This window comes from Chryseobacterium sp. JUb7, assembly GCF_024806495.1.
Taxonomy (GTDB): domain Bacteria; phylum Bacteroidota; class Bacteroidia; order Flavobacteriales; family Weeksellaceae; genus Chryseobacterium.
Map to the genome: position 1 here is coordinate 66911 of NZ_JANUFF010000007.1, position 22941 is coordinate 89851.

The following is a 22941-nucleotide window of genomic DNA, read 5'->3' on the forward strand; positions in this document are numbered from 1 at the left end:
CTAAGAAATGACTGAAGTTTTTTTTCTGAAAAAATAATACCCCAATCCACCGATGGAATAAGCAACGATATCAAAAACATCTCCCGTAAATCGATCTGAAATCATCGGACAAAAAACTTCAAATAAAAAAGATATATACAAAATTGATGTCAGTATAAATTTCAAATCGGGTTTCCATCGGAAGCCCGGTATTTTGTTGACAATATACTCAATAAGATACGCATACATTGGTATGGTAATCAAATCCGTCAAATAATTATTGATAACGGGAATAATTATTCCGTTTTTTCGCAATAGAAATATAATAAGCCACATGGAGAGCCCTGATAAAAATCCGATAGAAAATTTTCTGTCCATTACATATGAAAAATAGCCATAATAATTCCCACAATCACCTGAACTATTTTTACCACAATTTCCTGAGGTTCTTTTTTACTGTTTTCTGACTGTTTCCCATCTTCTTTTTCATAATTAAACATTTTCTTCCCTTCCATATTTTAGATTTATATGGACAAAGATATTAAAATTAGAACAATTGTTCTAATTTTAATATTATTATTTAAAACTCTCTTATATTTGGGGGCATGAAAACCAAGGAAAAGATTTTAATAACAGCTTTACGTTTATTCAATGACAAGGGCTACCATGCGGTTACAACGAGGCATATTGCTACAGAATTGTCGATGAGTCCGGGAAATCTGCATTATCATTTTAAGCATTCTGAAGACCTTGTCAAACATCTTTTTAATGATTTGAAAGTTAAAATGGATCATCTTCTCGAAAATTTAAAAAACATAGAATATAAAGATCTTGAAACCCTTTATCATTATATAATTTCTACTTTTGAGATTTTGTATTCTTATCGATTTATATTTCTAAACTTTGTTGACATCCTAAGACAAATCCCCGAAATAGAATCTCAATACAAAAACTTAAATATCAGCAGAAAAGAAGAATTCCAATCTATTTTTTCAGATTTTCAAAAAAATAAAATCTTTAAAGAAAATATCCCCATCTTTATTTTAGACAGCCTCGTTACCCAAATTTTTATCATAGGAGATAATTGGATTGCATATAATAGCTTAACTCTAAAATTAAACAAAGAAAAAGCCCTTCAACAATATTCTGTAATTTTTTTAAACTTATTTTACCCCTGGCTGAATGATGATCAAAAAAAAATATACGAACTGAAATACATCACAGAAAAATAAAAGGTATTTATTTTATTCATTGCAAAGTCCCCGTCAATAAAAATCATATAAAATTATGACAGCAAAGGAAGCCCTTATTCAATCCCGTGATGTTTGGATGTAAATAAATCTTTATCTTTGCAAAACAATGAAGCACTTAAATAACATATTACGTCTTCCATTTTTCAGCGAATATTATAACCCGTTCTATCGTTCGGGAATATTTTCTATAGCTGCAATTCAGTAAAAATTTAATCTAAATTTATATAGAGCCCGGACATTTGTGTTCGGGCTTTTTTATGTCTAAAAACTTATCAAAATGCTCAATCAATTAAAAGAAAATGTAGAAATTATTCTACCGGAAAACGGCTTACAACAGAAAATTCAGCAAGCCGAAGAAGAAAACAGAAAACTTATCATCAAACTGGGTTTTGATCCTACCGCTCCGGATTTACATCTGGGTCATGCCGTGGTATTGAAGAAATTAAAGCAATTTCAGGATCTAGGACATCGGATTATCATCATCGTAGGAAGCTTCACCGCAAGAATCGGTGACCCTACCGGTAAAAACAAGGCACGAAAACCTTTAACAGGAGACGAAGTTCAGCATAATGCCCAAACCTATATCAACCAGCTTTCAAAGATCATTGATGTAGAAAAAACAGAAATTGTATTTAATTCCGACTGGCTGGATGCATTGAATTTTTCAGAGGTCATTCAGCTCATGTCGAAAGTAATGGTCGCTCAGCTCATGCACCGAACAGATTTTAATAAAAGGTATACAGAAAACACTCCCATTGCCATGCATGAACTCGTTTACCCTATTTTACAGGGATTTGATTCTGTTCAGATTAAATGCGATATTGAAATGGGCGGTACTGATCAGCTTTTTAACTGTACCATGGGAAGACAGCTACAGGAAAGCCATCATCTGTCACCACAGATTGTCATGTGTATGCCTTTACTGAAAGGGCTTGACGGCAAAGAAAAAATGAGTAAATCTTTGAATAATACCATAGGACTGACCGATGAGCCTAACGAAATGTTTGGAAAAACCCTATCAATCCCCGATTCTTTAATTAATGAATTTATTGACCTGGCAACAGATTTTTCATCTGAAGAAAAGCAAAACCTGAAATTAAAAATCGAATCCGGAGAAAACCCAATGAATATAAAAAAACTCATTGCTAAAAATATCATTTCTCAATATCACACATCGGAATTGGCAGAGAAAGCAGAGGAATTTTTCAGTAACCAGTTCCAAAATAAAAATTTTGAAGAGAAAGTTTTTGAGCCCGTCTTTATTAATTCATTGTCTCATATAAACAATAAAATAACATTAATAGATCTTTGTCAGCAATTAAAAAACAACGAGAGTAAATCATTCATCCGACGGTTGATTGAAAATGGCGGAGTTCAAATCAACAACCATAAAATAATCAATTCTAATGAGGAAATAGAAGTAATACAACACACAAAAATCAAAATTGGAAAAAGAAGTTTCTTTGAACTTTTGTAATAATGAAAAATAAAATAGATTTTTTAATATCTTAGTCAGAATAAGGAAATCCAATGACCCAAAAAGAAATTTTCAGAATTATAGAAGAGGAACTTCATGAGCAGAATGTAAAAACGACCATTTCTGAAGATGAAATCATATGGCTGGATCATTATGGTGCCGAGAACTTGGTATCTGGTTTTGCCATTGCTATTGGAAATAATGAAATGCTTGCCTGGTGGCAGCAGAATGAAGTGGGTAATGATCAGGTAAAAATGAGAATAAGAAAAGATCTCATTGTGACTTGGCGTCCTCCGCTTAATACGATGTCTATGCCCTCATCAGGAGCTTCTTTTATTGAATTCTGTGGTAATTCTTTAATTTTGAAATATAGAGATAAGCATCGCGCAAGAATTTTCATTTTCAATATCAATACATTAAGAGCAGAAGAAATTTTTTCAGAAGGATTTCAAAAAGTTATAAAATTAATTGGCAACGAATTATTTATCCGTGATTATCTTGGTGATGAAATATTGAAAATAACCATATATCCTGAATATTTTGAAAAAGAAAATATTGATCATGATTATTTAATTACAAGAAATATTAATCTGGACTAAAACAATAAAAATATAACAGAATATAGTTCAAATTATGGTAGATATTCCTCCAGAAGACTCTCTGATCTTTATTGTGGATTAGAAAAAACACTTTTGCCTGGAAGAACTTGAGAATTGGGTTGAAATAATACATTTTCTTATTTTTGCCATTCAAAATTATCCATGAAAAACAATATTGAACTATACGAAACCTTTTTCCAGGAAAGAAAAGATTATTACATCAACAAACTAAGTAAATTTGAAAATAATGAAAAATTAACGTTCAACTATGCTACTTTAATTTTTGGATTTTTTTGGTTTCTTTATAGAAAAATGTATTGGGAAGCAATATTCATTTATTCATTTATCCTTATAGAAACATTATTTGAAAAATACTATTTACTTCGTATTATTGGGGAGGACAAGACTAATGCTTTCAGTATTATTTTTACAATTACTTTTTTAATCTGTATCGGATTTTCTGGAAATTATTTGTATTTAAGAAAAGCTAACAGGATTGTTAATAAAGCTACTGACAAATACAAAGAGACAGATCAGCAGACGAAATTTGTTTTAAAGAAAGGAGGAACAAGTTTTGTATTTATTGGGATTATACTAGCATTAATAGTAATAATTTTCATTTTGCAGTAGAAGTGAGCTTTAATCTTAAATATTGTAAAGCACAGAAAGTGACAGCGACTTCTTAACCTTATGCTTGAGTATTTTCAGGCTTCGGCAAAGAAGAATCTTATTTTTAATGATCATAAAGAGGTAATGTCTGAATTTAAAACCTGGATTAAAGAAAATTCTAAATAAAAGTCTACCTTTATATGTGATAATGATGGTTTTGACTGGATATTTATCTATTCGTATTTTTCATTATTTCACGGGAGAAATGCTTTTGGCTATTCCTTGAGAAAACTCTTTTATTTTTATTTTGGATTAGAAAAAAGATACATTTACATCTGAGAAAACAGGACACACCTACCATCCCGTTGATAATGCCGAATGAAGGGTTTATTATATATGCAAAGAGATGGTTGAAAATTAGTTTGGGTTAAAAATTAGTATGTTATGAAAAAATTATTACCAATTATGTTTTTTATCGTTTTTTTCACCTTAAGTAATGGACAGGTTGATAAAGAGAAAACAATCAATAGAATTGAGCAAGAAATTAAAGGAAATCGTATTTTAAAATTAGAAGATTTAAAAGAAGATCAAAGTCCTATTTACGAAAAAACTACGATTTATCTGAATGAAAAAACTCCCATTTTAATCATCAAAGAAAGTAATTCGATTATCAATGCTCGTAATGCAGATGGTACAAGGTCTTCAACAATCACTAATACTTCTGCTAAATTTTATATCACTAACTGGGAAAAAGATGGATACATAAGAGTTGGAGAAATCAAGCATGAATTTAAAAAGTATGATAATACAGTCAACGGAAAAACTAAAACGTCTCAAATTCCGATGCCTGAAGATTACACATTCAGCTTTGATAAAAAAGAAGTTGAAACGGTTATAAATAACCATAACTTTTAAGCTTAAATATTATTCAATGAGCTTTAATCTTCAATATCGTAAAGCCACAGAAAGTGACATGAATTTTTTAATTCATTTAAGGGAAAAAACGATGAGTGAGCATTATATCAGCTCGAACCTTCCTGCAACAAGAGAAGTTCATACTCAAAGAGTTCTGTATGAATATGATAAAGCAAATATTGTTATTTTTAATAATGAGCCGATCGGGTTGCTGAAAATCAACAGAAATAAAGATACTATTTATATTATTCAGCTACAGATTGATCCGGGCTTACAAGGAAAAGGTATTGGAAGATTTATTTTAACCGAAATCATTGAGGAAGCTAAAAACAGTCAGAAAACAATAACTTTAAGTGTACTGAAAACCAACAAAGCCCAACATTTATATTCAAGTCTGGGATTTGTAATCATCGATGAAAACGACGATTCCTATTTTATGGAGTTTCAAAAATAAAAAAGTATGCTTTTCAGCATACTTTTTCTTTATTTATACGAATAAGGAACGAGAACATCAATAAAATTATCGGTTCGATGAGGTTCGCCCAAAGCTCTGAATTTCCAGTCTCCGTCATGCCGGTATGCTTCTGCAAAAACCATAGAACACATTCCATTCATACTGGCATCACCTGACAGGCTGAATTTTGTAATCTCTTTTCCTCTGGCATCAACGGCTCTGATAAATGCATTTTCTATCATTCCAAAGTGTTGCCTGTTGGTATTTCCCTGATAAATGGAAACTACAAAAACAATTTTCTCATACCGCAGAGGCAGCTTATCCAGCTGAACAATAATCTGCTCATCATCGCCATCTCCTTCTCCGGTTCTGTTATCTCCCGTCAGCCAGATATTTCCGCTTGGATGTCTCATGGAATTAAAGTAAATAACATCACTTTCGTACAGAACGATATTCTTTCCGTTTTGTCTTTGCAAAGTTTTTCCCATATTGGCTACTTTGCCGTTTTTATCAAGAAGAAACGCAATGGCATCAAGATCATATTCCGGGGCACTGCCAAACAGTTTACCGAAAAAACCTCCTGATTTCCGGACATCCCATCCCAATCCTATGGTAACTTGTGAAAGGTCGTATGCATCATCTCCTTTCTCATTCTTTCTGAGATTGATCGTCTGCCCTTTTTGTAAATTTATAGCCATATATTATTTTATGATTTGTCCTTTGTAATATTTTTCAAGGAAGAAACCAAGATCAGCTCTGTAGCCTATTCCTGAAGCTTCAAATTTCCAGCTTCCACCACGTTTGTACAGCCTTCCGAATTCCACTCCTGTTTCAATGGAAAAATCTTCATCCAGCTCGTATTTTGCAATTTCCTGATTGGTAACATTGTCGATAATTCTGATATATGAATTCCTCACCTGTCCGAAGTTTTGTTTTCTTCTTTCAAAATCTTCGATAGTGACTACAAAAAGAATCTCCTCTACTCTAGAATCTACTTTTTCAAGATCAACAACGATGGATTCATCGTCATCTCCATTGCTGTTTTTACCGCTTGGATCATCACCTGTATGTTGTAACGCTCCATCGGGAGACTGCAGATTATTGTAAAAAACAAAATACTCTTCACTTACCAGTTTTCGGTCTCCATCGATCATAATTGCTGAAGCATCCAGGTCAAAATCATATCCTACTCCATCATTAGGATCCCAACCCAAACCGATTGTCATTTTTGTAAATCCAAGTTCAATTCTTTGTCCTTTCTGTAAGTTAATTGCCATAATAATATTTCTGTTGTTTCCTCTAAGATAGGGCAGATTTGGGAAATTTCCAAAATATTTCAGGGTAAAAATAATGTGAATTGTCAATTATTAAAAAATAAATTAACCGCCATCTGTCCAATGAAAAAGTCCGGTCTTTATGACCGGACGCTATATATTATAATAAAGTTTAATGTTTAAATTTTGTGATCGGTAACCACTTTATTTCTTTCCTTTGCCAGCATGGGAATAGAAATTAATCCCATCACAAGCATAATGGTTATCTGCAGTGGCAATGAAATAAATGAATAAGTCAATCCAACCTCACCCCCAATTTCGCCACTTTTTCCCATAGAAATAAATAACGCCATAAAGCCATATTTCATCGCTAAGTTAAAAGCTCCGATTCCGCCACTTGCCGGAATAATCATCCCGAATGTCCCAACTACAAGAATCAGAAACCCGTCTGCAAAAGCAAAATCTGAAGTTTCAGGAAGGGCAAAACATACTAAATATGCCGCAAAATAGTAAGAAACCCAAATTGCTATTGTATAAAAAATAAACTTAGCTTTCTGCTTTAATTTAAAAATTGAAGTCAGTCCCTGGAAAATACCTTTTCCAAAATTAATTAAACTTTCTTTTTTGTATTTATAAAAAATGATTAGTCCTACTATTATTAAAAGACCTATAATAATTTTTAAAGAAGAATAAAATGTATCAAAATCATCAACTCCGATTTTAATCATTTGTCTTTCAAAAAAGTTAGGTTCAAATTTTTCCTTTTTATCTTTTTGTTCAGTCACAAAATTGTAGAAAGAAAGAATAGCATTAAATTTAAATACTAAAGTCAATCCCAAAAAACCAACCATACATACAAGATCCACGACTCTTTCCAGAATAATTGTCCCGAAAGATTTATCAACCGGAACTTTCTCCACTCCGTACAAAGCTGTCGCTCTTGCCACCTCGCCACTTCTTGGAATGGTAAGATTCATTAAATAGCCAAACGAAATTGACCATAGTGAATTAGAATTCGAAATTTGGTGTCCCATGGGTTCCAGCATCAGATTCCAGCGTATCGCCCTGAACCAGTAAGCTGAGATTCCAAAACATGCTGCCAGCAACACCCACCAATAATTGGCCTTAGCCAGTGATTTCTGAATAACTTTAAAATCCAAACCCTTAAGGGCAAACCATAAAAAAAAGCCTGCAAAAGCAAGCGATATTACTATTGTTAAAATTGATTTTAAAGGACTCTTTGATTTTTTCTCCATCGATTATGTCAAAAGGTTTGTTTTTTCATCCGGAAAAACAATCTTTGGCTGGAAAGTTTGTGCCTCCTCGGGAGTCATCTGAGCATAGGCAATGATAATAATGATATCATCTCGCTGCACTTTTCTAGCTGCAGGGCCATTCAGACAAACCTCTCCGGATTTTCTTTTTCCTTTGATAACATACGTATCAAAACGTTCTCCATTGTTTACATTAACGATATAAACCCTTTCTCCTACTACCAATCCAGCAGCTTCAATAAGGTCTTCATCTATCGTGATACTTCCAATATAATTAAGATCCGAAGCCGTAACTCTTACCCTATGAATCTTAGACTTAAAAACTTCTATTAACATGGTGCAAATTTATTAATAAAAATTTATAAAATGAGCTTTTACCATGATTTTAAAACTACCAGATACACAGGAGTTTATTTTTATTAAAAACATTATTTTCAAATTTTAATTACAAAATCAATAACCATATCGGTAAAAACATTAATACTTTATACAAAATTCAGGATTTAATAAATGTAAAAAATAAAATACATTTTTTGCTAAAGTCAATACACATAAGCATTTGGCACGATTTTAGTAAGCTGTAACGTAGATTTTTCGTGAAAAGCCAAATTATCATATTTTAATTATTTTTCGCAAAAATTACAAAAATTGTACAATTTTTAATAAAAAAATTGCACAATTAGAAAATAGTATTATATTTGCTATAATTACGAACTAACTTTAATATTAAAAATTATGAACAAGTCTGAATTAATCGACGCAATCGCAAAAGATGCAGGTATCACTAAAGTTGCAGCTAAGGCTGCTTTAGAATCTTTCATTTCTAACGTAACTTCTACTTTAAAGAAAAAAGACGGAAAAGTTTCTTTAGTAGGATTCGGTACTTTCTCAGTAGCTGAGAGAGCTGCTAGACAAGGTATCAACCCTGCAACTAAAAAGCCAATCAACATCGAAGCAAAAACTGTTGCTAAGTTCAAAGCTGGAGCTGATTTATCTACTGCCGTTGCTACTGCTAATGCACCTGCTGCTGCTGGTAAGAAGAAAAAATAATCATTCAGATTACAAAAAATTCAAGGCTGCTTCTATTGAAACAGCCTTTTTTATGTTTTTATAATTTTTATCATCAAATTATACCTTTAGATTATCAACGATTAAAGTTTAAACGAGTTGTTATTATCAAAAATGCTCTGAAAACTCAGCATTACATTTCTAATACGAAGTATAAATATTAGTTTAACCGTTGTTAAATCAAGGTGCCAGGCGTGAGATTTCCCAGTCCAAATCATCTAAAGTATAAATAATTCTGTCATGAAGTCTGTTTGGTCTTCCCTGCCAAAATTCTATTTCATAAGGTTTTGCAATATAGCCACCCCAGTTTGCAGGTCTTGGCACTTCGGTATTTTCAAACTCTTTTTCCAATTCCTTTAATTTTATTTCTAGGTATTCTCTATTTGGAATAATCTTACTTTGCGGAGAAACTGCAGCCCCCAGCTGACTGCCTTTCGGTCTTGAATGGAAATATCCGTCACTTAAATTTTCAGCAACTTTTTCCAAATCTGCTTTAATGATAATTTGTCTTTCAAGGTTGGGCCAGAAAAAATGAAGACAGGCTTTATGATTCTTTTCTATTGCTTTTCCTTTTCGGCTGTCATAATTGGTATAAAAAATAAACCCTTCATGCGTATAAGCCTTTAACAAAACCATTCTTGTACGTGGACAGCCGTCGTTTTCCAAGGTAGAAACGGCCATTGCATTGGCTTCAGAAATATTAGGATTCTCACTTGCTTCCAGAAACCAATCTCTGAATTGTTCAATGGGATTTTGTTTTATCTCACTTTCAATAAGTTGGGATTTCTCGTACACTTTTCTTTGGTCGTGCAGGTTTTCCATAAATATTTTTTATTAAATTTGAGTATGAATTACTCATACAAAGGTAAAATATTAATTTCCACGCCTGACATTTCCGGAGATATTTTTTCCAGATCAGTTGTCTTGATGATTGAGCATAACGAGCATGGAGCCTTCGGATTAATATTGAATAAAAAAAACAGCCAGATGAGTAGCAAGTTCAAAAATTTCTTTGATTTCAAGATTGAAGTTTACGATGGCGGTCCTGTAGAAAATGACAAGGTTTTCTTTATTGTAAAAGGTAAAAAAGTAACCGAAATTTACACTGATATTTCCAATGAATTCTATCTTACAGAAGATATTGAAAACATCATCAGCGCTGTTCTGAGTCAGGAACTGAATATTGATGATGTTAAGATTTTTTCAGGCTATTCCGGATGGTCTGCAATGCAACTGGATAATGAGGTTCAAAAAAAGTTCTGGACGGTAGTAGACGTGTATAATCTTGACTATACTTTACCCAATGATCAAACTCTTTGGAAATCTATTATGCAGAATCTTGGTGGTGAATACCTTCTATGGGCGAATTCTCCTGAAGATATTTCATTAAATTAATTTCAAATATTACTCAATTCAGCGGGATATATAAAATTAACAAACTTTAAGAATCCGTTAACCAATTTTCACAATATAATTCCCGTTATTTGATAAACCAAAAATCACTGAAAATGAAAGGAATCAAATTACTTGCATTATCTCTTTTTTCAACAGCTTTTTTATCATTTACACCTGTTAAAAAGAAGTATATTGTAGTAGATGCCGGTCATGGAGGAAATGATTTGGGTGCCAACGTTAATGGAATCGCAGAAAAGGATATTGTTTTAAATATCGCAAAGCAAATCCATGAGATCAATGAGAGTCAGGAAAAATATGAAGTTTTCTTGACAAGAACTTCCGATGAATACAAAACTCTTACCGAAAGAACGGATAAAATCAACGAACTGAGCCCGGTTATGGTAATTTCTCTTCATATGAATAGAACACCAGAAAATGACACTCAGAGACAAGGTCATGAGCTGTTTATTCAGCAATCTGAAGATTCTAAAAAAATTGCTGATAAAATCACTCAGAAATTAGGAAGCTGCAGCGTTGCAGAGCGTGATCTCCATATGTTAAGAGAATCTAAGTCTCCTGCAGTTTTAATAGAGCTTGGGTATCTTAACAACAAAAAAGACAGAGAATATCTGTCGAGTGAAAAAGGACAAAAAGAAATCGCACAAAAATTCGTCGATCTTTTCAACGAATACTAAAATAAAAAACAAATTCTGATCTATTCAGAATAAAACCCGGTAAAGGACTTTTGGAACTTTGTTGTTTACCGGGTTTGTCAATTTTCTAGAAACTTTTTTTCCATTTTTTTACCATTTCTAAAAAACGGCTGTTTCCGAAAGTTTTATTTCTAATCTTTCCTACAGAAAATATACCCTTCTCTTCGGAAATCAATAAAATTTCTTCTGCTTTCTGAGATTCAAAAGCAATAATCTCGTGCTCCTGAATGTCTGCCAGTTTATTTTTATGTAAAAAAGTAACAAAATTTTCCATAAAAGGAGAAATGTAGGCCCCTTCCGTTTGTTTCGGAACTTTAATAACCTCGCCTTCTAAAAATAAAAGATTTCCTGAAGTAGCGCGTGCTATCCTCTTATTTGGATTAAGAAGAATAACGTCATCAAGATCATTTTCCTGGGCATAAATTGCACCGTAAATATTTTCCGGACAATGAACCCTGATATTGCTTAAAAGATTGTTATTTACATTAATTTCTTTAATTAAATCCAGCTCCAGAGGTCTTTGGTGAGTTTCCAGCACATCTTCTATTTCCACGACTTCATAAAAGTAGGAAACAGAAGATTTGGACAGCGTAATCCCATCCGAATTTCTATACACCTGAAAATTGATAATCCCGTTTTTTATTCCTTTTCCGTCGATAATATCTTTTTGAAAAAGTGACTGAAAAAACTCCAGTGTATATGTTAAAGGAATATTCATTCTTATCTTTCTCATAGAAGCCATTAAGAAAAAATAGCATTCCTCATCCATAATGAGTTTAGCCTCTCTGATAAAGAAAGAAACCTTTACAGCATCTCCCAAAAGAAACGCTCTGTTCTGAACATTTAATTCACCTGATGTAAAATATTGATTTTCCAATTTTTGATCTGATTTATTTATAAAAAAATAATGAACGATAAATCGTTCATCAGTTTTACCATTTAATACAGTTTATATTAAGCTGCACCTAGTTTTATTCTAAGGTTTTCAATAAGATTCTCCCAATACATTGCATTTTCATCTTCATCACCTTCTTCACAGAAATCTGTAATATTTAAAGCTAAATCTTCTGTAATATCATCAATTGTTATCGTCATTTCAAAGAAGTTTTTTGTTCCTTCATCTTCTTCCCATCTGAAACGTACGAAACCTTCAGGCTTATATCTAATTAAAGTGGCCTTCTCAGCAGGTCCTCCTCCCCAGCTGAAAAAGAAGTCATCACCTTTCTCTGTCACCTCATCCGCAAACCATTCAGACAATCCTTCTGCAGTCGCCAGATATTCATATAAAATCTCTGATAGACAATGCATTGGAAATTCGTAATGGACTTTATGTTTCGCCATATAATCTTTGTTTTTATCGTCCCGCAATATATAAATTAATTTTTTTATTACACAAAAATGTGTTTACTTTTTTACATAATCTTCATGATATTTGTCAGAGATTTTTAAATGCTTGTTTAACTTGTATTTTAACAACATAAGTCTACTTTCAAGCCTAAAAAAAACTCTTCAGACTGAAGAGTTTCTATGCTTGAAATTCCGTTAATAACCGCAAAACTAGAGATTGAAATTTTACTTTTTAGAAATGAAAAATTAATTCTTTACTTCGATCACCAATTCATTATATTTCATTTAAAACCTCCAAAATAATTTCACAGCCTTCTCTTATCTCTTCTTTAGAAATTGTCAATGGAGGAGAAATCCTCAGATATTCATTACGGTAAAGCTGCCAGAAAACAATCAATCCTTTCTCCATACATCTTTTGGCAACTTCAAGAGTATAATCCGGAGTTCCAAGATTTACTGCCAACATCAGTCCTTTCCCATTGATATTTTTAATTTTCGGATGAACAAGAAGTTCTCTGTATAATTTTTCCTTTTCATTCACTTCGTTCATTAATCCACTTTCCAGGACTTCTTTTAAAGTAGCATAACTTGAAGCAGCAATTAAAGGATTTCCGCCAAAAGTTGTAATGTGTCCTAATTTTGGAGAATGTGCCAGGGTTTCCATAATTTCGCGTGAACTCATAAAAGCTCCTACCGGAACACCGCCACCCATTCCTTTTCCCATCACCAAAATATCAGGAACAATCCCGAAATGTTCAAAAGAGAATAACTTTCCGGTTCTTCCGAATCCCGGCTGAATTTCATCAAGAATTAAAAGAGCTCCCACTTCCTCGCATCTTGTTTTCAATCTGATCAGATAGTCATCATTCGGAACTAAAAAACCGGCTGCCCCCTGAATTGTTTCTAAAATAACACAAGCAGTCTTTTCAGTAATTTTATCGAAATCATTTTCGTTATTAAATTCAATAAAACTGACCATGGGTAATAAAGGACGAAATTCTCTTTTATGAGTCTCATTCCCTGAAACACTTAGTGCACCATGTGTATTTCCGTGATACGAATCTTTAAAAGAAACGATTTCTTCCCTTCCGGTATATCTTTTAGCCAATTTTAAACTTCCATCGATTGCTTCTGCTCCACTGTTAACCAAATAAGTAATTTCTAACGAATCCGGAGTAGCTTCTGCCAGAAGTCTGCATAATGCTACCGGTTTTTCCTGAGCATATTCTCCGTAAACCATGACGTGCAGATATTTGTCTGCCTGTTCTTTAATAGCCTGAACAATTTTCGGATGCGAGTGTCCCAGAGTATTTGCAGAAACTCCGGCTACAAAGTCCAGATATTTTTTACCGTTTGTTCCATAGATATAGCTTCCTTCAGCTTTTTCCACTTCAAAGCCTGCAGCAAATTTGGTAGTTTGTGCCTGGTATATAAAAAAGTCTTTTTGCATTTCCATTTTCCTGAAAAATTTTAGCAAAACTAAAAAACATTCGTCAAACGCCGAAATTATACCGATAGAATAAAAAAATCGCTCTCAATAAAGAGAGCGATCCACCAAATCACAAAATATTAATTAGATTTCAAATCTTAACCTGATATAAATATATAAAATAAAACAATTCAAAATAACAATTTAATAAAATTTTAATAAAAACTTTAAACATAATGGAATCAATACAATGTGATATAAAATTAAACCTAATTAAAACTCAATTCCAGTATGAATTTTGTTTTCACCATTTTTAGAATAAAAAATTTATTCATATTGAGAAAAACTTCATATGTAAGTAACTGAAAGGTTCCATTTTAAACAAAAAACACCATTTTCGATTTTTGAAAATGGTGTTTTTTTGATATTCCATAGCTATCTTTAGACAAAAATATTTAAAAAAAATTAGTTCCAGACTACCCTTCAGTTTTCTTTATCTTAATTTTTACTGTATTATTATAGTCAAACTCAGAAAGATCTTTCAGCTCATTATCTATTTTCTGCTTCCATCCGTTAAGCTTTTCAAAATCGAATCCGTAATTAGTTTCTTCATTCATTAAATTCTGTGCTTTCTGATACTCTGAAACCAAAGTGCTGAATGTTTGTTCAGCATAATCAAAGCCCTTCCAAAGTTTACTTTTATTTATGAGAAGCTCTCTACGCATTCTTCTTGCATAAACTTCTGATAGATCAAAATTCACTTGCTGATAATCTACAAGAGCTGCAATATTGTTTGCATCAGGATTTAATACAGAAGCATTACCGGAAAATTTATTGATAATGTTTTTATTGAGATTATTATTAAAAACATTGAAACCTCTTAAATGATAAGAAAAACTGATAAATGATTTTATCTCAACATTCATATCATGCGTAATCAATTTATAATCTTCTTTTTTTAATTTTCTATCCTTACTCCATAAAAGCTCGTCTGCTTGCAAATTTTGTGATAGAATCATTAAAGGAAAAAACATAAGCAGTAATAATACTTTTTTCATACTATATTTTATCTTCTTGTTCTTTTCGGTTTCTTGGCTTCTTCTTTTTCCCTTTCTTTTTCGGCAGCTTCCTGAACCTGATCGTAAAGTTTATTATCGGATTCATACTTTATTTCTTCGTAGTCTGGTGTATCTACGAGAATATCCTGCCATTTCCGTATCCTGTCTTTGGTATTCCAGTTAAAATCTGAAAATTTCCGTTTGGAAGGCTCTATTTTACTCATAGGGTAAGTGTCTGAAGTAGCTCCGATATTACACGAAACAATCTGTAAAGCTTTTTCCTCAAAAAGGGCATCAATAATACCACAAGATGTAAGAGAAATACCTATTCTCTCCGGCTGTTTTGTTTCCTGATTTACATCATCAGCATAACTGATCGCCTGAGCATTTCCGATTACTGTAGTTTCTTTGATATTATTGTCCTGATAATGTACTGTCATGTATCGGCCTTTCACCTGATTGAATTCATCTTTTAAAGTTAATGAATCCACTTTACTGATCGCAAAGGCATTTCCGATCACTTTCAGAGAATCGAGATCTTCTGTTGTCGTGTTAAAATAAGCTTCCACTTTATCACCCGTCACCTGCTTTTCACCACTCCAAAGTATTGGCTTGGTAAACATATGCATTACCCCATCCGTTTCATTAAAAGCGATGGAATCTGCTCTTCCCTGTGCATTTGATTTATAGAATCTTGCTTTTTTAAAGGCCCTTAAAAAACTTTTCTTTTTGGTAGCATCAGCCGAATCAGGTTTTTGATAGGAAATAATTTTTTCGGAAGCAAAATAGATGGAATCCTTTTCGAAAGCCTTTACAGCATAAGGATTTTTGGTCATCATCGCAGAGTCTTTCTTTTCATAAATTTCTCCGTAGCCCCCTAAAATCCATCTTCTTTCCTTTGGATCATCAAGTTTAACATTTCCCGTTCCTTTTCCGAACCCTGTAAGCTGATTATAGTAAAGATCATCCCCTGTAAGAATCTTGTCATTATAGTGAATCCTTGAGTTTTTGTTGAGAAAAGCCTCTTTGGTATTCATTCTGTAAGTTCCTCTCTCCGTGTATACGTAGTTTTTGGGATTATCACGTCTTGTAATAGTCGTAGGACCGAAAAACTCAGCAACCTTTGTATTCTGATTTTGTTTGATATTAACACCTTCAACAATATAATCCGGATTATCAATTCTTACGTTTCCGACAAAATCGATCAGTTTGGTATCCAGAAAATAAGTAGCTGATTTTGTATACATCTTACTCTGACCGTCTGTGATTGTACCTCCCGTATTAAAATAGGCCTGATTGGCAAGACGATCATAATACATTATCTCTGTACGGATGGTCTGTTTCGGATCGGTAAGAACAACATTTTTTCGGGCAACCCCTTTTTGAGTATTTCCGTCGTATTCCATTTCTCCGGCTGTAATGACAGAACCATCTGTATTTTGAAGTCTGGTGTTTCCTATTGCCTTGACAAAGTTTTCCTCATCATATAAGACCACTTCATCTGCTGTAAGAATAGACCCCTGGTGTTCAATTTTTACATTCCCTACCAGGTAACGATTACCGTCATACTTTTTCGGGTCTTTTATAATTTCATCAGCATTGATAATATGAACCATATCTTCGGGCTTCAATGGCTTTTTTACCTGCTGCGGATTTTTCACCGGATTTTGTAAATACGGATCCCTTTGCGCAGGGGTCTGTTTGTCTTGCGCAAAAGTAAACGTTGAAATAAAAACTAATAGAACAAAGATCAGTCTCATTGATTAGTCATTCTTGGTGCCATAAAAATACAGCGAATGAGAATCAATTTTTACGCCAAAAGCATCTTCGATAGCTTCTTTAATACCTTGAATTCTTGGGTCGCAAAACTCGATAATTTCTTCAATTTCTTTGTCAGAATCTTTTTTGTAAATCACCAAATGATCATGCTGTTTATCAAAATAAGATTTTTCGTAAGAAGATGAAGTCAATGTTTTTTCACCGAACTGGTGTTTACGGATTAGCCCTGCATCCAGGAAAATCTCAATAGTATTGTAGATTGTCGCTTTAGAAACATGATATTTCTTCTGCATCATAAGAAGATACAGATCATCAACATTGAAGTGATGATCCATATTATAAATCTCTTCTAATATCGTATAACGTTCCGGAGTATTCCTAAAGCCTTTTTCCAGCAAATAGTTTCTTAAAACGTCTTTAATTAAAGCAATATTTTTTTCTTTTTGTAAAGTATCCATCAAAAAAATTATCTACAAATTTATTGATTTTTATTTAAATAAATACTAGACCAATCTGTTAAAAGGATCTTAACTATTATGTCTTAAAAAACCTGCCTGTTCAATTTTGTTATCGTAAACCGTCAGTTCAGTAATCGGTGCAGACTCCACTACCACGTTGTGTGACGTGACTCCCCAAGACTTGAAATCATCACTTCCGATGTACTTCACAAAGTTGTAGATATTCAGTGTAATCTTCTGTTTAACAGTCAAAAGTATATCATTGATATAGGTGTTATCTATGATTACATATTTCAGATCCGGCGGGATATTATGTGCTCTCAATGATGGATGGCTGCTTCTTGAAGGAATTGTTCCGTCAGCCATCAGATCTTTAAGGACCATATTAAAATAGTCATTAATTCTGCGGTCAACTTTAAATCCTAACAAGAAATTAATTTTGTAAACCGTTCCCGGTAAAATTTCATCAACAGTATATTTAAAAGTATATGGATCTTCCTGATTAACAATACTTAAAATAAAATAATGATCTGCTCTTTTCGGTTGTTTTTTAATGATAGAATAGATAATTTTTGATTCTACTTCATCATTCTTTTTTGCTCTGCTCAGGTAAGCAAGATTGGTACAGTACTTAGGAATGGTTTCATCCAGCTTCATGTCTTTGATGATTGAAACGTACTTATCTATTTTTACATATTGTGTAAATGTAGATTTAATCAATCGTCCGTTATACCAGGCATACATACATACAGCAATAAATCCACCCAAAACCATAGTAAGCCAGCCACCATCCATAAATTTGATAACATTGGCGTAGAAGAATCCTGATTCAAGAGCAATATATACTAAAGCGAAACCAACGAGGAAGATTTTACTTACTCTTGTTCTGCTTAACCAGTATAACAGCAATATGGTGGTCATTAACATCGTAATGGTAATTGTAAGTCCATATGCAGCTTCCATTTTCTCAGATTTCTGGAAGAAGATCACCACGATAAAACAGAATGCCATCAGTCCCCAGTTGATTCTGGGAATATACATTTGTCCTTTTACCCCTGAAGGATATTCAATGTGCTGATTGGGCCAGAAAGAAGTTGACATCGCCTCCGAAAACATGGTAAACGACCCCGTAATTACAGCCTGACTCGCAATAATTGCTGCTGCAGTAGCCAAAATCACACCAGGTAATACCGCCCATTCAGGCATTATTCCAAAGAATGGATTCACTCCTTTATGAACCAGTTCATGATTATCCAACAACCACGCTCCCTGTCCTAAATAATTAAGAATCAACATTGATTTAACAAAAACCCAACTGATTCTGATATTTTTTGCACCACAGTGTCCCAAATCAGAGTATAAAGCTTCAGCTCCCGTTGTACAAAGGAAAACCGCTCCCATAATCACAATAGCACTTGATGAATGCGTGATCAGATTATAAGCATAGATTGGATTGAAAGCTCTGAAAATTTCAACGTGGTCAAAAATATGCACAGATCCGAAAATTCCCAATACCAAAAACCAGGTTACCATAACCGGTCCGAAAAACTTTCCGATAGAGGCAGTCCCAAACTGCTGCACTACAAATACAATAAACAGAATGAATAATGTAATAATTACAACAGGAGTTTCAGGATTGTAAATCTTAAGCCCTTCAATAGCTGACATTACCGTTAAGGAAGGTGTAATAACACTATCTGCCACAAGGGTAGATGCTCCGATAATCGCGACGACATAGAGCCACTTTTTCTTAAGCTTCTTGACTAATGAATACAAAGCCAGAATTCCTCCTTCACCTTTGTTATCAGCTCGTAAAGCTATTATCACATATTTAATGGTAGTCTGGAGTGTTAATGTCCAGATAATACAAGATAGGGCTCCCTCGATGTATTCATCAAAAGGCATACCTGCGCCGTCTTTTCTGGCATTGACAATCGCTTTCATTACGTAAAGCGGTGATGTACCAATATCCCCGAATACAATCCCCAAGGATACAATAACTCCTACAAATGAAAGTTTTTTAAGGTCAAAATGATGACCACCTTCTGTAACATCTGCCATATCAGCAATTTTAAATTTAAACGCGCAAATTTATACTAAATTTATGACCTCAAGAACTTTTCTTCATGAATATAATAAATGAAAAAACTTCCTTTCGGAAGTTTTTCTCTATAATCATTAAATTACTTAACGTACATCGCTTTTTTGATTTCCTCTTTTACTTTTTCAAGTTTTGGGAACCATTCTGCAAATAATGCAGCTGAGTAAGGTGCAGGTGCATCAGGAGTAGTTATTCTCTTGATTGGAGCATCCAGATAATCAAATGCTTTTTGCTGTACCATATATGTAATTTCAGAAGATACTGATCCAAATGGCCAGGCTTCTTCTAAAATAACCAATCTATTTGTTTTCTTTACAGATGCCAAAACGGTATCAAAATCTAAAGGACGAACAGTTCTAAGATCAATCACCTCAACAGAGATTCCTTCTTTCTCCATATCTTCAGCAGCCTGTATAGCCAGCTTCATGATCTTACCGAAAGAAACCAAAGTAACATCTTTTCCTTCTTTTTTGATATCTGCTTTCCCGATTGGTAAATAGTACTCTTCCTCAGGAATTTCCATTTTATCACCATACATCTGCTCAGATTCCATGAAAATTACCGGATCATTATCCTGAATAGCAGTTTTCAGCAATCCTTTTGCATCATAAGGATTTGAAGGAACTACCACTTTAAGGCCCGGAACGTTGGCAAACCAGTTTTCAAAAGCCTGAGAGTGCGTAGCACCCAATTGTCCTGCCGAAGCAGTAGGACCTCTGAAAACGATAGGACAGTTCCACTGCCCGCCACTCATCTGACGGATCTTTGCCGCGTTATTAATAATCTGATCAATACCTACCAATGAGAAATTGAACGTCATATACTCTACAATTGGTCTGTTACCATTCATCGCAGCACCTACAGCAATACCTGTAAAGCCCAGCTCAGCGATTGGTGTATCGATTACTCTTTTAGGACCAAATTCATCCAGCATTCCTTTTGAAGCCTTATATGCACCATTGTATTCTGCAACTTCCTCCCCCATTAAAAAGATGGATTCGTCTTTACGCATTTCCTCGCTCATTGCCTGTGCAATTACCTCACGAAAAGTATATTCTGCCATATTTATTTGAAAAATTTAGACTACAAAAATAGTGTTTTTTTATTATTAACATAACAAAAACGACATCTCATTTATTGAAATGCCGTTTTATTAATTTTATTTAACTTGATTAATTAACTTTCTGCCAAGTTTGAGTTCTTCCCAATAAAGATACTCCTACATATCCTCTTACACTAAGCTGGTCTCCGCTTTTGGTGATGGTACATTTGTATGTTTTACCTGTTTTAGGATCTGTAATCGTTCCACCGCTGAACTCATCCCCATCTTTTTTCAATCCTCTGATGATCTCAAGACCCAGAATAGGTTTTCCTTTTCTGTCATCTTTACAGGCACTACAGTTTGGATCTGCAGGCTTGATAAGTAGCTGAGATACCTTTCCGTAATACTTCCCGTCTGATTTTTTATAGATCTCAACGATAGATTTCGCCTGTTTGGTTTCATCATCTATAGTCTTCCATTTTCCTTCAATCTGAGCAAATGATAATACTCCGAATAGAGAAAGAACGAATGTTAATAATAATTTTCTCATATTTTTTATAGTTTTAATTCAAATAAAATATTTTCGTTGTCTATTTACTGTTAAAAATATAAATTAATTTCAAACAAACAAAAATTTTTATTATCCTAGGCATATATAACAATAGACATACCAAAAACATTGTCTAGAATTTATCCAGCTCAGTTTATCCGGTTCTCAGATTTAATACATCTTCCTGTTAATAACTCTATTCATATAATCCTGATACCAGGCTTTACAAATCTGCTTCCCTTTTTCTACTTCCGGATTGTTTTTCAGCTGGTCCATCAGGTTTTTTTCGAGTCCTAAATCTGTTTTATCAAAAATTCCGACCACTTCTTTTCCGTCAAAACGATAAATATATTCTCCGATGATAAACTGCTCTACTCCACCATCTGAATTGGCAATAATAGCAGGATATTTTTTATCACTTACCAAACTTCTTCCCCAGCTTCTTATTTTTTTATTGTATCCGATCAAATCAGCCAATGTAGGATAAATATCAATCTGCTGGGCGAATTCCTGATTTACGCCTTTTAAGTTGTATTCAGGGTTAGGTGAATATAATATAATAGGAACAGCAAAACGGTTCATCGCTTTTTCATACTCAGGATAATAAATTTCATTCGTATGATCTCCTGTGAAAACAAAAATAGTGTTATTAAACCAAGGTTGCTTTTTCGCTGTCTCAAAGTATTTTTTAATAGAATAATCGGTATACTGAATCGGTTCATGCATTTGGTTGGTTCCTTTTTTAAACTTGCCGTTGTATTTTTCCGGAATCTTAAAAGGGTGATGAGAAGACGCTGTAAAAACAGTTGCCATAAAAGGTTGTGTTTTTCCTACATTTTTCGCAAAATACTGTAAAAACGGTTCATCCCAAATCGCCCACATTCCGTCGAAATCTTTATCATTATTATATTCTGTTTTTCCAAAATAATGTTTAAACCCAAGAATATTTCCAAAACCTAAAAATCCCATAGATCCATTCGGCGCACCATGGTAAAAAGAAGTATCATAACCCAGTTCATTACAAATCGAAACAATCGACTGAATTTTCTGATTGGAATATGGCGAACTTGTAAAAGCATCTGTCAAACTGGGAATTCCAGCCAAAACAGAGCTCATCCCATGAATTGACTGTCTTCCGTTGGCAAAAGTATTGGGGAAAATTAAACTTTGCCCAGCCAAACTATCAATAAATGGAGTGTAAGAAACGTAATCTTTAATATTTTTATCTTTATTAAAAGCTCCCGAATACTCTCTGCTGAACGATTCTACAATAAAAATAACAATATTTGGTTTGTTTTCTACTTTTCTGTCATATTCTTTATAAGGCTGAATATTTTCATCAATAAATGGTTCATCTACAAAATGAACTTCTTTAAAATTGTTTGTTCCCAATGTTCTGAAAAAAGAAAAAGTACTGTTCAACACCATATTTCCCTGAGAAGGAATTTTTGCGAAACGGTTGGCATCCACCAGATTGATCGGTCTTGTGCTGTGTTTAAAATCCCCACGAATTCCGCCAACTGCCAGAACCGCAGTGATACACAACGTAAGAACTGACCATATAAAATACGGAACCAGTTTTATCGGTTTGTTTTCTGTGATTTTTACCCTTTTATAAAGAAAAACCCAAAGCCCCATTAACACCACAAACCAGATCAGAATAAAAGGATGCTGCATCATAGACGTTGTGAATACTTTAAAGATATTCGATTCATGCTGAGCTACCTGAAATGCCGCTGAAGTAAGCCTCGTCTGTGAAAATTTGAAGTATACAAAATCACCGAAATTCATGGCATAGGCAATTCCGTTGGTTATAAAATAAATCCAGAACAGAATTTTCTGATATCCCTTTTTCGTATTGATAACAATAGGAATAATACTTAAAAGAATAAATAATGCATTGACGTATAAAATAGCTGTGGTATCAAATGCAATTCCGTGATATGACAAGCTGAAATAATCTGCTACAGAATCAACTTTAATTAATTCTTTATTAAAATACCAGAATAAAAATCTTGCAATCTGATAAAAAAAGTATGCTAAAAAAATTCTGTACAATAAAACCAGAACTTCCTGTTTTCTAAATTCTTTAAAAAATTTCATGTGCAAATCTACCAAATTAATGTAATAATTTAACAATGTCCCGATGTAACAATTACTGGTACAT

General features: G+C 33.5%; 26 protein-coding genes. 9 read left to right on the forward strand and 17 right to left on the reverse strand.

The features are described 5' to 3' along the window. A complete protein-coding gene (locus M2373_RS14040) occupies positions 1-357 on the reverse strand; it encodes a hypothetical protein (RefSeq protein WP_259111676.1) in 357 nt (118 codons plus the stop codon). Further along, a complete protein-coding gene (locus tag M2373_RS14045; RefSeq protein WP_259111677.1) occupies positions 357-494 on the reverse strand; it encodes a hypothetical protein in 138 nt (45 codons plus the stop codon). The genes M2373_RS14040 and M2373_RS14045 overlap by 1 nt, the downstream gene beginning before the upstream one ends. A gap of 90 nt (positions 495-584) precedes the next feature. Here M2373_RS14045 and M2373_RS14050 point away from each other — a divergent pair, with 90 nt between their 5' ends. From M2373_RS14050 to M2373_RS14075, 6 genes are all read left to right on the forward strand, one after another. Further along, positions 585-1211: a TetR/AcrR family transcriptional regulator gene (locus M2373_RS14050; protein ID WP_259111678.1), complete on the forward strand. Its 627-nt coding sequence runs from the start codon at positions 585-587 to the stop codon at positions 1209-1211. Between the two features lie 298 nt (positions 1212-1509). Continuing rightward, the gene (gene tyrS / locus M2373_RS14055; RefSeq protein ID WP_259111679.1) at positions 1510-2709 is read left to right on the forward strand and encodes a tyrosine--tRNA ligase; all 1200 of its coding nucleotides are present in this window, start codon (positions 1510-1512) and stop codon (positions 2707-2709) included. A gap of 53 nt (positions 2710-2762) precedes the next feature. Continuing rightward, positions 2763-3308 (forward strand): hypothetical protein, encoded by a 546-nt coding sequence (locus tag M2373_RS14060; protein ID WP_259111680.1) that lies wholly within the window; start codon positions 2763-2765, stop codon positions 3306-3308. Positions 3309-3470: 162 nt separating this feature from the next. Continuing rightward, positions 3471-3938: a DUF2628 domain-containing protein gene (locus tag M2373_RS14065; protein WP_259111681.1), complete on the forward strand. Its 468-nt coding sequence runs from the start codon at positions 3471-3473 to the stop codon at positions 3936-3938. Between the two features lie 423 nt (positions 3939-4361). Next, the gene (locus tag M2373_RS14070) at positions 4362-4832 is read left to right on the forward strand and encodes a hypothetical protein (RefSeq protein WP_259111682.1); all 471 of its coding nucleotides are present in this window, start codon (positions 4362-4364) and stop codon (positions 4830-4832) included. Positions 4833-4848: 16 nt separating this feature from the next. Continuing rightward, on the forward strand, positions 4849-5286 hold the full coding sequence (locus M2373_RS14075) for an N-acetyltransferase (protein WP_259111683.1): 438 nt from the start codon (positions 4849-4851) through the stop codon (positions 5284-5286). A gap of 29 nt (positions 5287-5315) precedes the next feature. Here the strand turns inward: M2373_RS14075 and M2373_RS14080 are convergent, their stop codons facing one another. The 4 genes from M2373_RS14080 to panD all read right to left on the reverse strand — a co-directional run bounded on the left by M2373_RS14080 (position 5316) and on the right by panD (position 8170). Continuing rightward, the gene (locus tag M2373_RS14080) at positions 5316-5984 is read right to left on the reverse strand and encodes a TerD family protein (RefSeq protein ID WP_259111684.1); all 669 of its coding nucleotides are present in this window, start codon (positions 5982-5984) and stop codon (positions 5316-5318) included. Between the two features lie 3 nt (positions 5985-5987). Beyond that, positions 5988-6563 carry a TerD family protein gene (locus tag M2373_RS14085; RefSeq protein WP_259111685.1) on the reverse strand — a complete coding sequence of 192 codons (576 nt, stop codon included), beginning with the start codon at positions 6561-6563 and terminating at the stop codon, positions 5988-5990. Positions 6564-6739: 176 nt separating this feature from the next. Next, positions 6740-7816 carry a lysylphosphatidylglycerol synthase transmembrane domain-containing protein gene (locus tag M2373_RS14090; protein ID WP_259111686.1) on the reverse strand — a complete coding sequence of 359 codons (1077 nt, stop codon included), beginning with the start codon at positions 7814-7816 and terminating at the stop codon, positions 6740-6742. Between the two features lie 3 nt (positions 7817-7819). Beyond that, positions 7820-8170, reverse strand: a complete 351-nt coding sequence (gene panD / locus M2373_RS14095; RefSeq protein ID WP_055984500.1) for an aspartate 1-decarboxylase — start codon at positions 8168-8170, stop codon at positions 7820-7822. A gap of 399 nt (positions 8171-8569) precedes the next feature. On the opposite strand from panD, the gene M2373_RS14100 reads away from it, so the two are divergent. Then, entirely contained in the window at positions 8570-8884 is a 315-nt protein-coding gene (locus tag M2373_RS14100) for an HU family DNA-binding protein (RefSeq protein ID WP_259111687.1), read from the forward strand. A 198-nt stretch (positions 8885-9082) separates the two neighbouring features. Here the strand turns inward: M2373_RS14100 and pdxH are convergent, their stop codons facing one another. Next, positions 9083-9724: a pyridoxamine 5'-phosphate oxidase gene (pdxH, locus tag M2373_RS14105; RefSeq protein ID WP_259111688.1), complete on the reverse strand. Its 642-nt coding sequence runs from the start codon at positions 9722-9724 to the stop codon at positions 9083-9085. A gap of 24 nt (positions 9725-9748) precedes the next feature. Here pdxH and M2373_RS14110 point away from each other — a divergent pair, with 24 nt between their 5' ends. Together M2373_RS14110 and M2373_RS14115 are read left to right on the forward strand one after the other, a co-directional pair. Further along, positions 9749-10297, forward strand: coding sequence for a YqgE/AlgH family protein (locus tag M2373_RS14110; RefSeq protein WP_259111689.1), 549 nt, complete (start codon positions 9749-9751; stop codon positions 10295-10297). A gap of 113 nt (positions 10298-10410) precedes the next feature. Then, positions 10411-10992, forward strand: coding sequence for an N-acetylmuramoyl-L-alanine amidase (locus M2373_RS14115; RefSeq protein ID WP_259111690.1), 582 nt, complete (start codon positions 10411-10413; stop codon positions 10990-10992). Between the two features lie 85 nt (positions 10993-11077). On the opposite strand, the gene M2373_RS14120 is transcribed toward M2373_RS14115, so the two are convergent. The 10 genes from M2373_RS14120 to M2373_RS14165 form a co-directional block, all read right to left on the reverse strand. Beyond that, the gene (locus tag M2373_RS14120) at positions 11078-11887 is read right to left on the reverse strand and encodes an aminotransferase class IV (RefSeq protein ID WP_259111691.1); all 810 of its coding nucleotides are present in this window, start codon (positions 11885-11887) and stop codon (positions 11078-11080) included. 77 nt (positions 11888-11964) lie between these two features. Next, a complete protein-coding gene (locus tag M2373_RS14125) occupies positions 11965-12351 on the reverse strand; it encodes an START-like domain-containing protein (RefSeq protein WP_089737601.1) in 387 nt (128 codons plus the stop codon). Between the two features lie 280 nt (positions 12352-12631). After that, complete coding sequence (locus M2373_RS14130) at positions 12632-13807, reverse strand: aspartate aminotransferase family protein (RefSeq protein ID WP_259111808.1); 1176 nt, start codon at positions 13805-13807, stop codon at positions 12632-12634. A gap of 455 nt (positions 13808-14262) precedes the next feature. Next, positions 14263-14844, reverse strand: a complete 582-nt coding sequence (locus M2373_RS14135) for a hypothetical protein (protein ID WP_259111692.1) — start codon at positions 14842-14844, stop codon at positions 14263-14265. 8 nt (positions 14845-14852) lie between these two features. After that, on the reverse strand, positions 14853-16604 hold the full coding sequence (locus tag M2373_RS14140) for an OstA-like protein (RefSeq protein WP_259111693.1): 1752 nt from the start codon (positions 16602-16604) through the stop codon (positions 14853-14855). A 3-nt stretch (positions 16605-16607) separates the two neighbouring features. After that, positions 16608-17081, reverse strand: a complete 474-nt coding sequence (locus M2373_RS14145) for a Fur family transcriptional regulator (RefSeq protein WP_048511068.1) — start codon at positions 17079-17081, stop codon at positions 16608-16610. Positions 17082-17150: 69 nt separating this feature from the next. After that, the gene (locus M2373_RS14150) at positions 17151-19142 is read right to left on the reverse strand and encodes a KUP/HAK/KT family potassium transporter (RefSeq protein WP_259111694.1); all 1992 of its coding nucleotides are present in this window, start codon (positions 19140-19142) and stop codon (positions 17151-17153) included. A gap of 122 nt (positions 19143-19264) precedes the next feature. Then, complete coding sequence (locus M2373_RS14155) at positions 19265-20245, reverse strand: pyruvate dehydrogenase complex E1 component subunit beta (RefSeq protein ID WP_259111695.1); 981 nt, start codon at positions 20243-20245, stop codon at positions 19265-19267. 109 nt (positions 20246-20354) lie between these two features. Then, on the reverse strand, positions 20355-20774 hold the full coding sequence (locus M2373_RS14160) for a DUF2147 domain-containing protein (protein ID WP_259111696.1): 420 nt from the start codon (positions 20772-20774) through the stop codon (positions 20355-20357). A gap of 171 nt (positions 20775-20945) precedes the next feature. Further along, positions 20946-22877 (reverse strand): LTA synthase family protein, encoded by a 1932-nt coding sequence (locus M2373_RS14165; protein ID WP_259111697.1) that lies wholly within the window; start codon positions 22875-22877, stop codon positions 20946-20948. Positions 22878-22941 lie beyond the last annotated feature (64 nt).

What these genes read in the sequence shown, in the direction of transcription:
- M2373_RS14040 (WP_259111676.1), bottom strand. Translation starts at nt 357, where the DNA reads ATGGACAGAAAATTTTCTATCGGATTTTTATCAGGGCTCTCCATGTGG.
- M2373_RS14045 (WP_259111677.1), bottom strand. Translation starts at nt 494, where the DNA reads ATGGAAGGGAAGAAAATGTTTAATTATGAAAAAGAAGATGGGAAACAG.
- M2373_RS14050 (WP_259111678.1), top strand. Translation starts at nt 585, where the DNA reads ATGAAAACCAAGGAAAAGATTTTAATAACAGCTTTACGTTTATTCAAT.
- tyrS (WP_259111679.1), top strand. Translation starts at nt 1,510, where the DNA reads ATGCTCAATCAATTAAAAGAAAATGTAGAAATTATTCTACCGGAAAAC.
- M2373_RS14060 (WP_259111680.1), top strand. Translation starts at nt 2,763, where the DNA reads ATGACCCAAAAAGAAATTTTCAGAATTATAGAAGAGGAACTTCATGAG.
- M2373_RS14065 (WP_259111681.1), top strand. Translation starts at nt 3,471, where the DNA reads ATGAAAAACAATATTGAACTATACGAAACCTTTTTCCAGGAAAGAAAA.
- M2373_RS14070 (WP_259111682.1), top strand. Translation starts at nt 4,362, where the DNA reads ATGAAAAAATTATTACCAATTATGTTTTTTATCGTTTTTTTCACCTTA.
- M2373_RS14075 (WP_259111683.1), top strand. Translation starts at nt 4,849, where the DNA reads ATGAGCTTTAATCTTCAATATCGTAAAGCCACAGAAAGTGACATGAAT.
- M2373_RS14080 (WP_259111684.1), bottom strand. Translation starts at nt 5,984, where the DNA reads ATGGCTATAAATTTACAAAAAGGGCAGACGATCAATCTCAGAAAGAAT.
- M2373_RS14085 (WP_259111685.1), bottom strand. Translation starts at nt 6,563, where the DNA reads ATGGCAATTAACTTACAGAAAGGACAAAGAATTGAACTTGGATTTACA.
- M2373_RS14090 (WP_259111686.1), bottom strand. Translation starts at nt 7,816, where the DNA reads ATGGAGAAAAAATCAAAGAGTCCTTTAAAATCAATTTTAACAATAGTA.
- panD (WP_055984500.1), bottom strand. Translation starts at nt 8,170, where the DNA reads ATGTTAATAGAAGTTTTTAAGTCTAAGATTCATAGGGTAAGAGTTACG.
- M2373_RS14100 (WP_259111687.1), top strand. Translation starts at nt 8,570, where the DNA reads ATGAACAAGTCTGAATTAATCGACGCAATCGCAAAAGATGCAGGTATC.
- pdxH (WP_259111688.1), bottom strand. Translation starts at nt 9,724, where the DNA reads ATGGAAAACCTGCACGACCAAAGAAAAGTGTACGAGAAATCCCAACTT.
- M2373_RS14110 (WP_259111689.1), top strand. Translation starts at nt 9,749, where the DNA reads ATGAATTACTCATACAAAGGTAAAATATTAATTTCCACGCCTGACATT.
- M2373_RS14115 (WP_259111690.1), top strand. Translation starts at nt 10,411, where the DNA reads ATGAAAGGAATCAAATTACTTGCATTATCTCTTTTTTCAACAGCTTTT.
- M2373_RS14125 (WP_089737601.1), bottom strand. Translation starts at nt 12,351, where the DNA reads ATGGCGAAACATAAAGTCCATTACGAATTTCCAATGCATTGTCTATCA.
- M2373_RS14130 (WP_259111808.1), bottom strand. Translation starts at nt 13,807, where the DNA reads ATGCAAAAAGACTTTTTTATATACCAGGCACAAACTACCAAATTTGCT.
- M2373_RS14135 (WP_259111692.1), bottom strand. Translation starts at nt 14,844, where the DNA reads ATGAAAAAAGTATTATTACTGCTTATGTTTTTTCCTTTAATGATTCTA.
- M2373_RS14140 (WP_259111693.1), bottom strand. Translation starts at nt 16,604, where the DNA reads ATGAGACTGATCTTTGTTCTATTAGTTTTTATTTCAACGTTTACTTTT.
- M2373_RS14145 (WP_048511068.1), bottom strand. Translation starts at nt 17,081, where the DNA reads ATGGATACTTTACAAAAAGAAAAAAATATTGCTTTAATTAAAGACGTT.
- M2373_RS14150 (WP_259111694.1), bottom strand. Translation starts at nt 19,142, where the DNA reads ATGGCAGATGTTACAGAAGGTGGTCATCATTTTGACCTTAAAAAACTT.
- M2373_RS14155 (WP_259111695.1), bottom strand. Translation starts at nt 20,245, where the DNA reads ATGGCAGAATATACTTTTCGTGAGGTAATTGCACAGGCAATGAGCGAG.
- M2373_RS14160 (WP_259111696.1), bottom strand. Translation starts at nt 20,774, where the DNA reads ATGAGAAAATTATTATTAACATTCGTTCTTTCTCTATTCGGAGTATTA.
- M2373_RS14165 (WP_259111697.1), bottom strand. Translation starts at nt 22,877, where the DNA reads ATGAAATTTTTTAAAGAATTTAGAAAACAGGAAGTTCTGGTTTTATTG.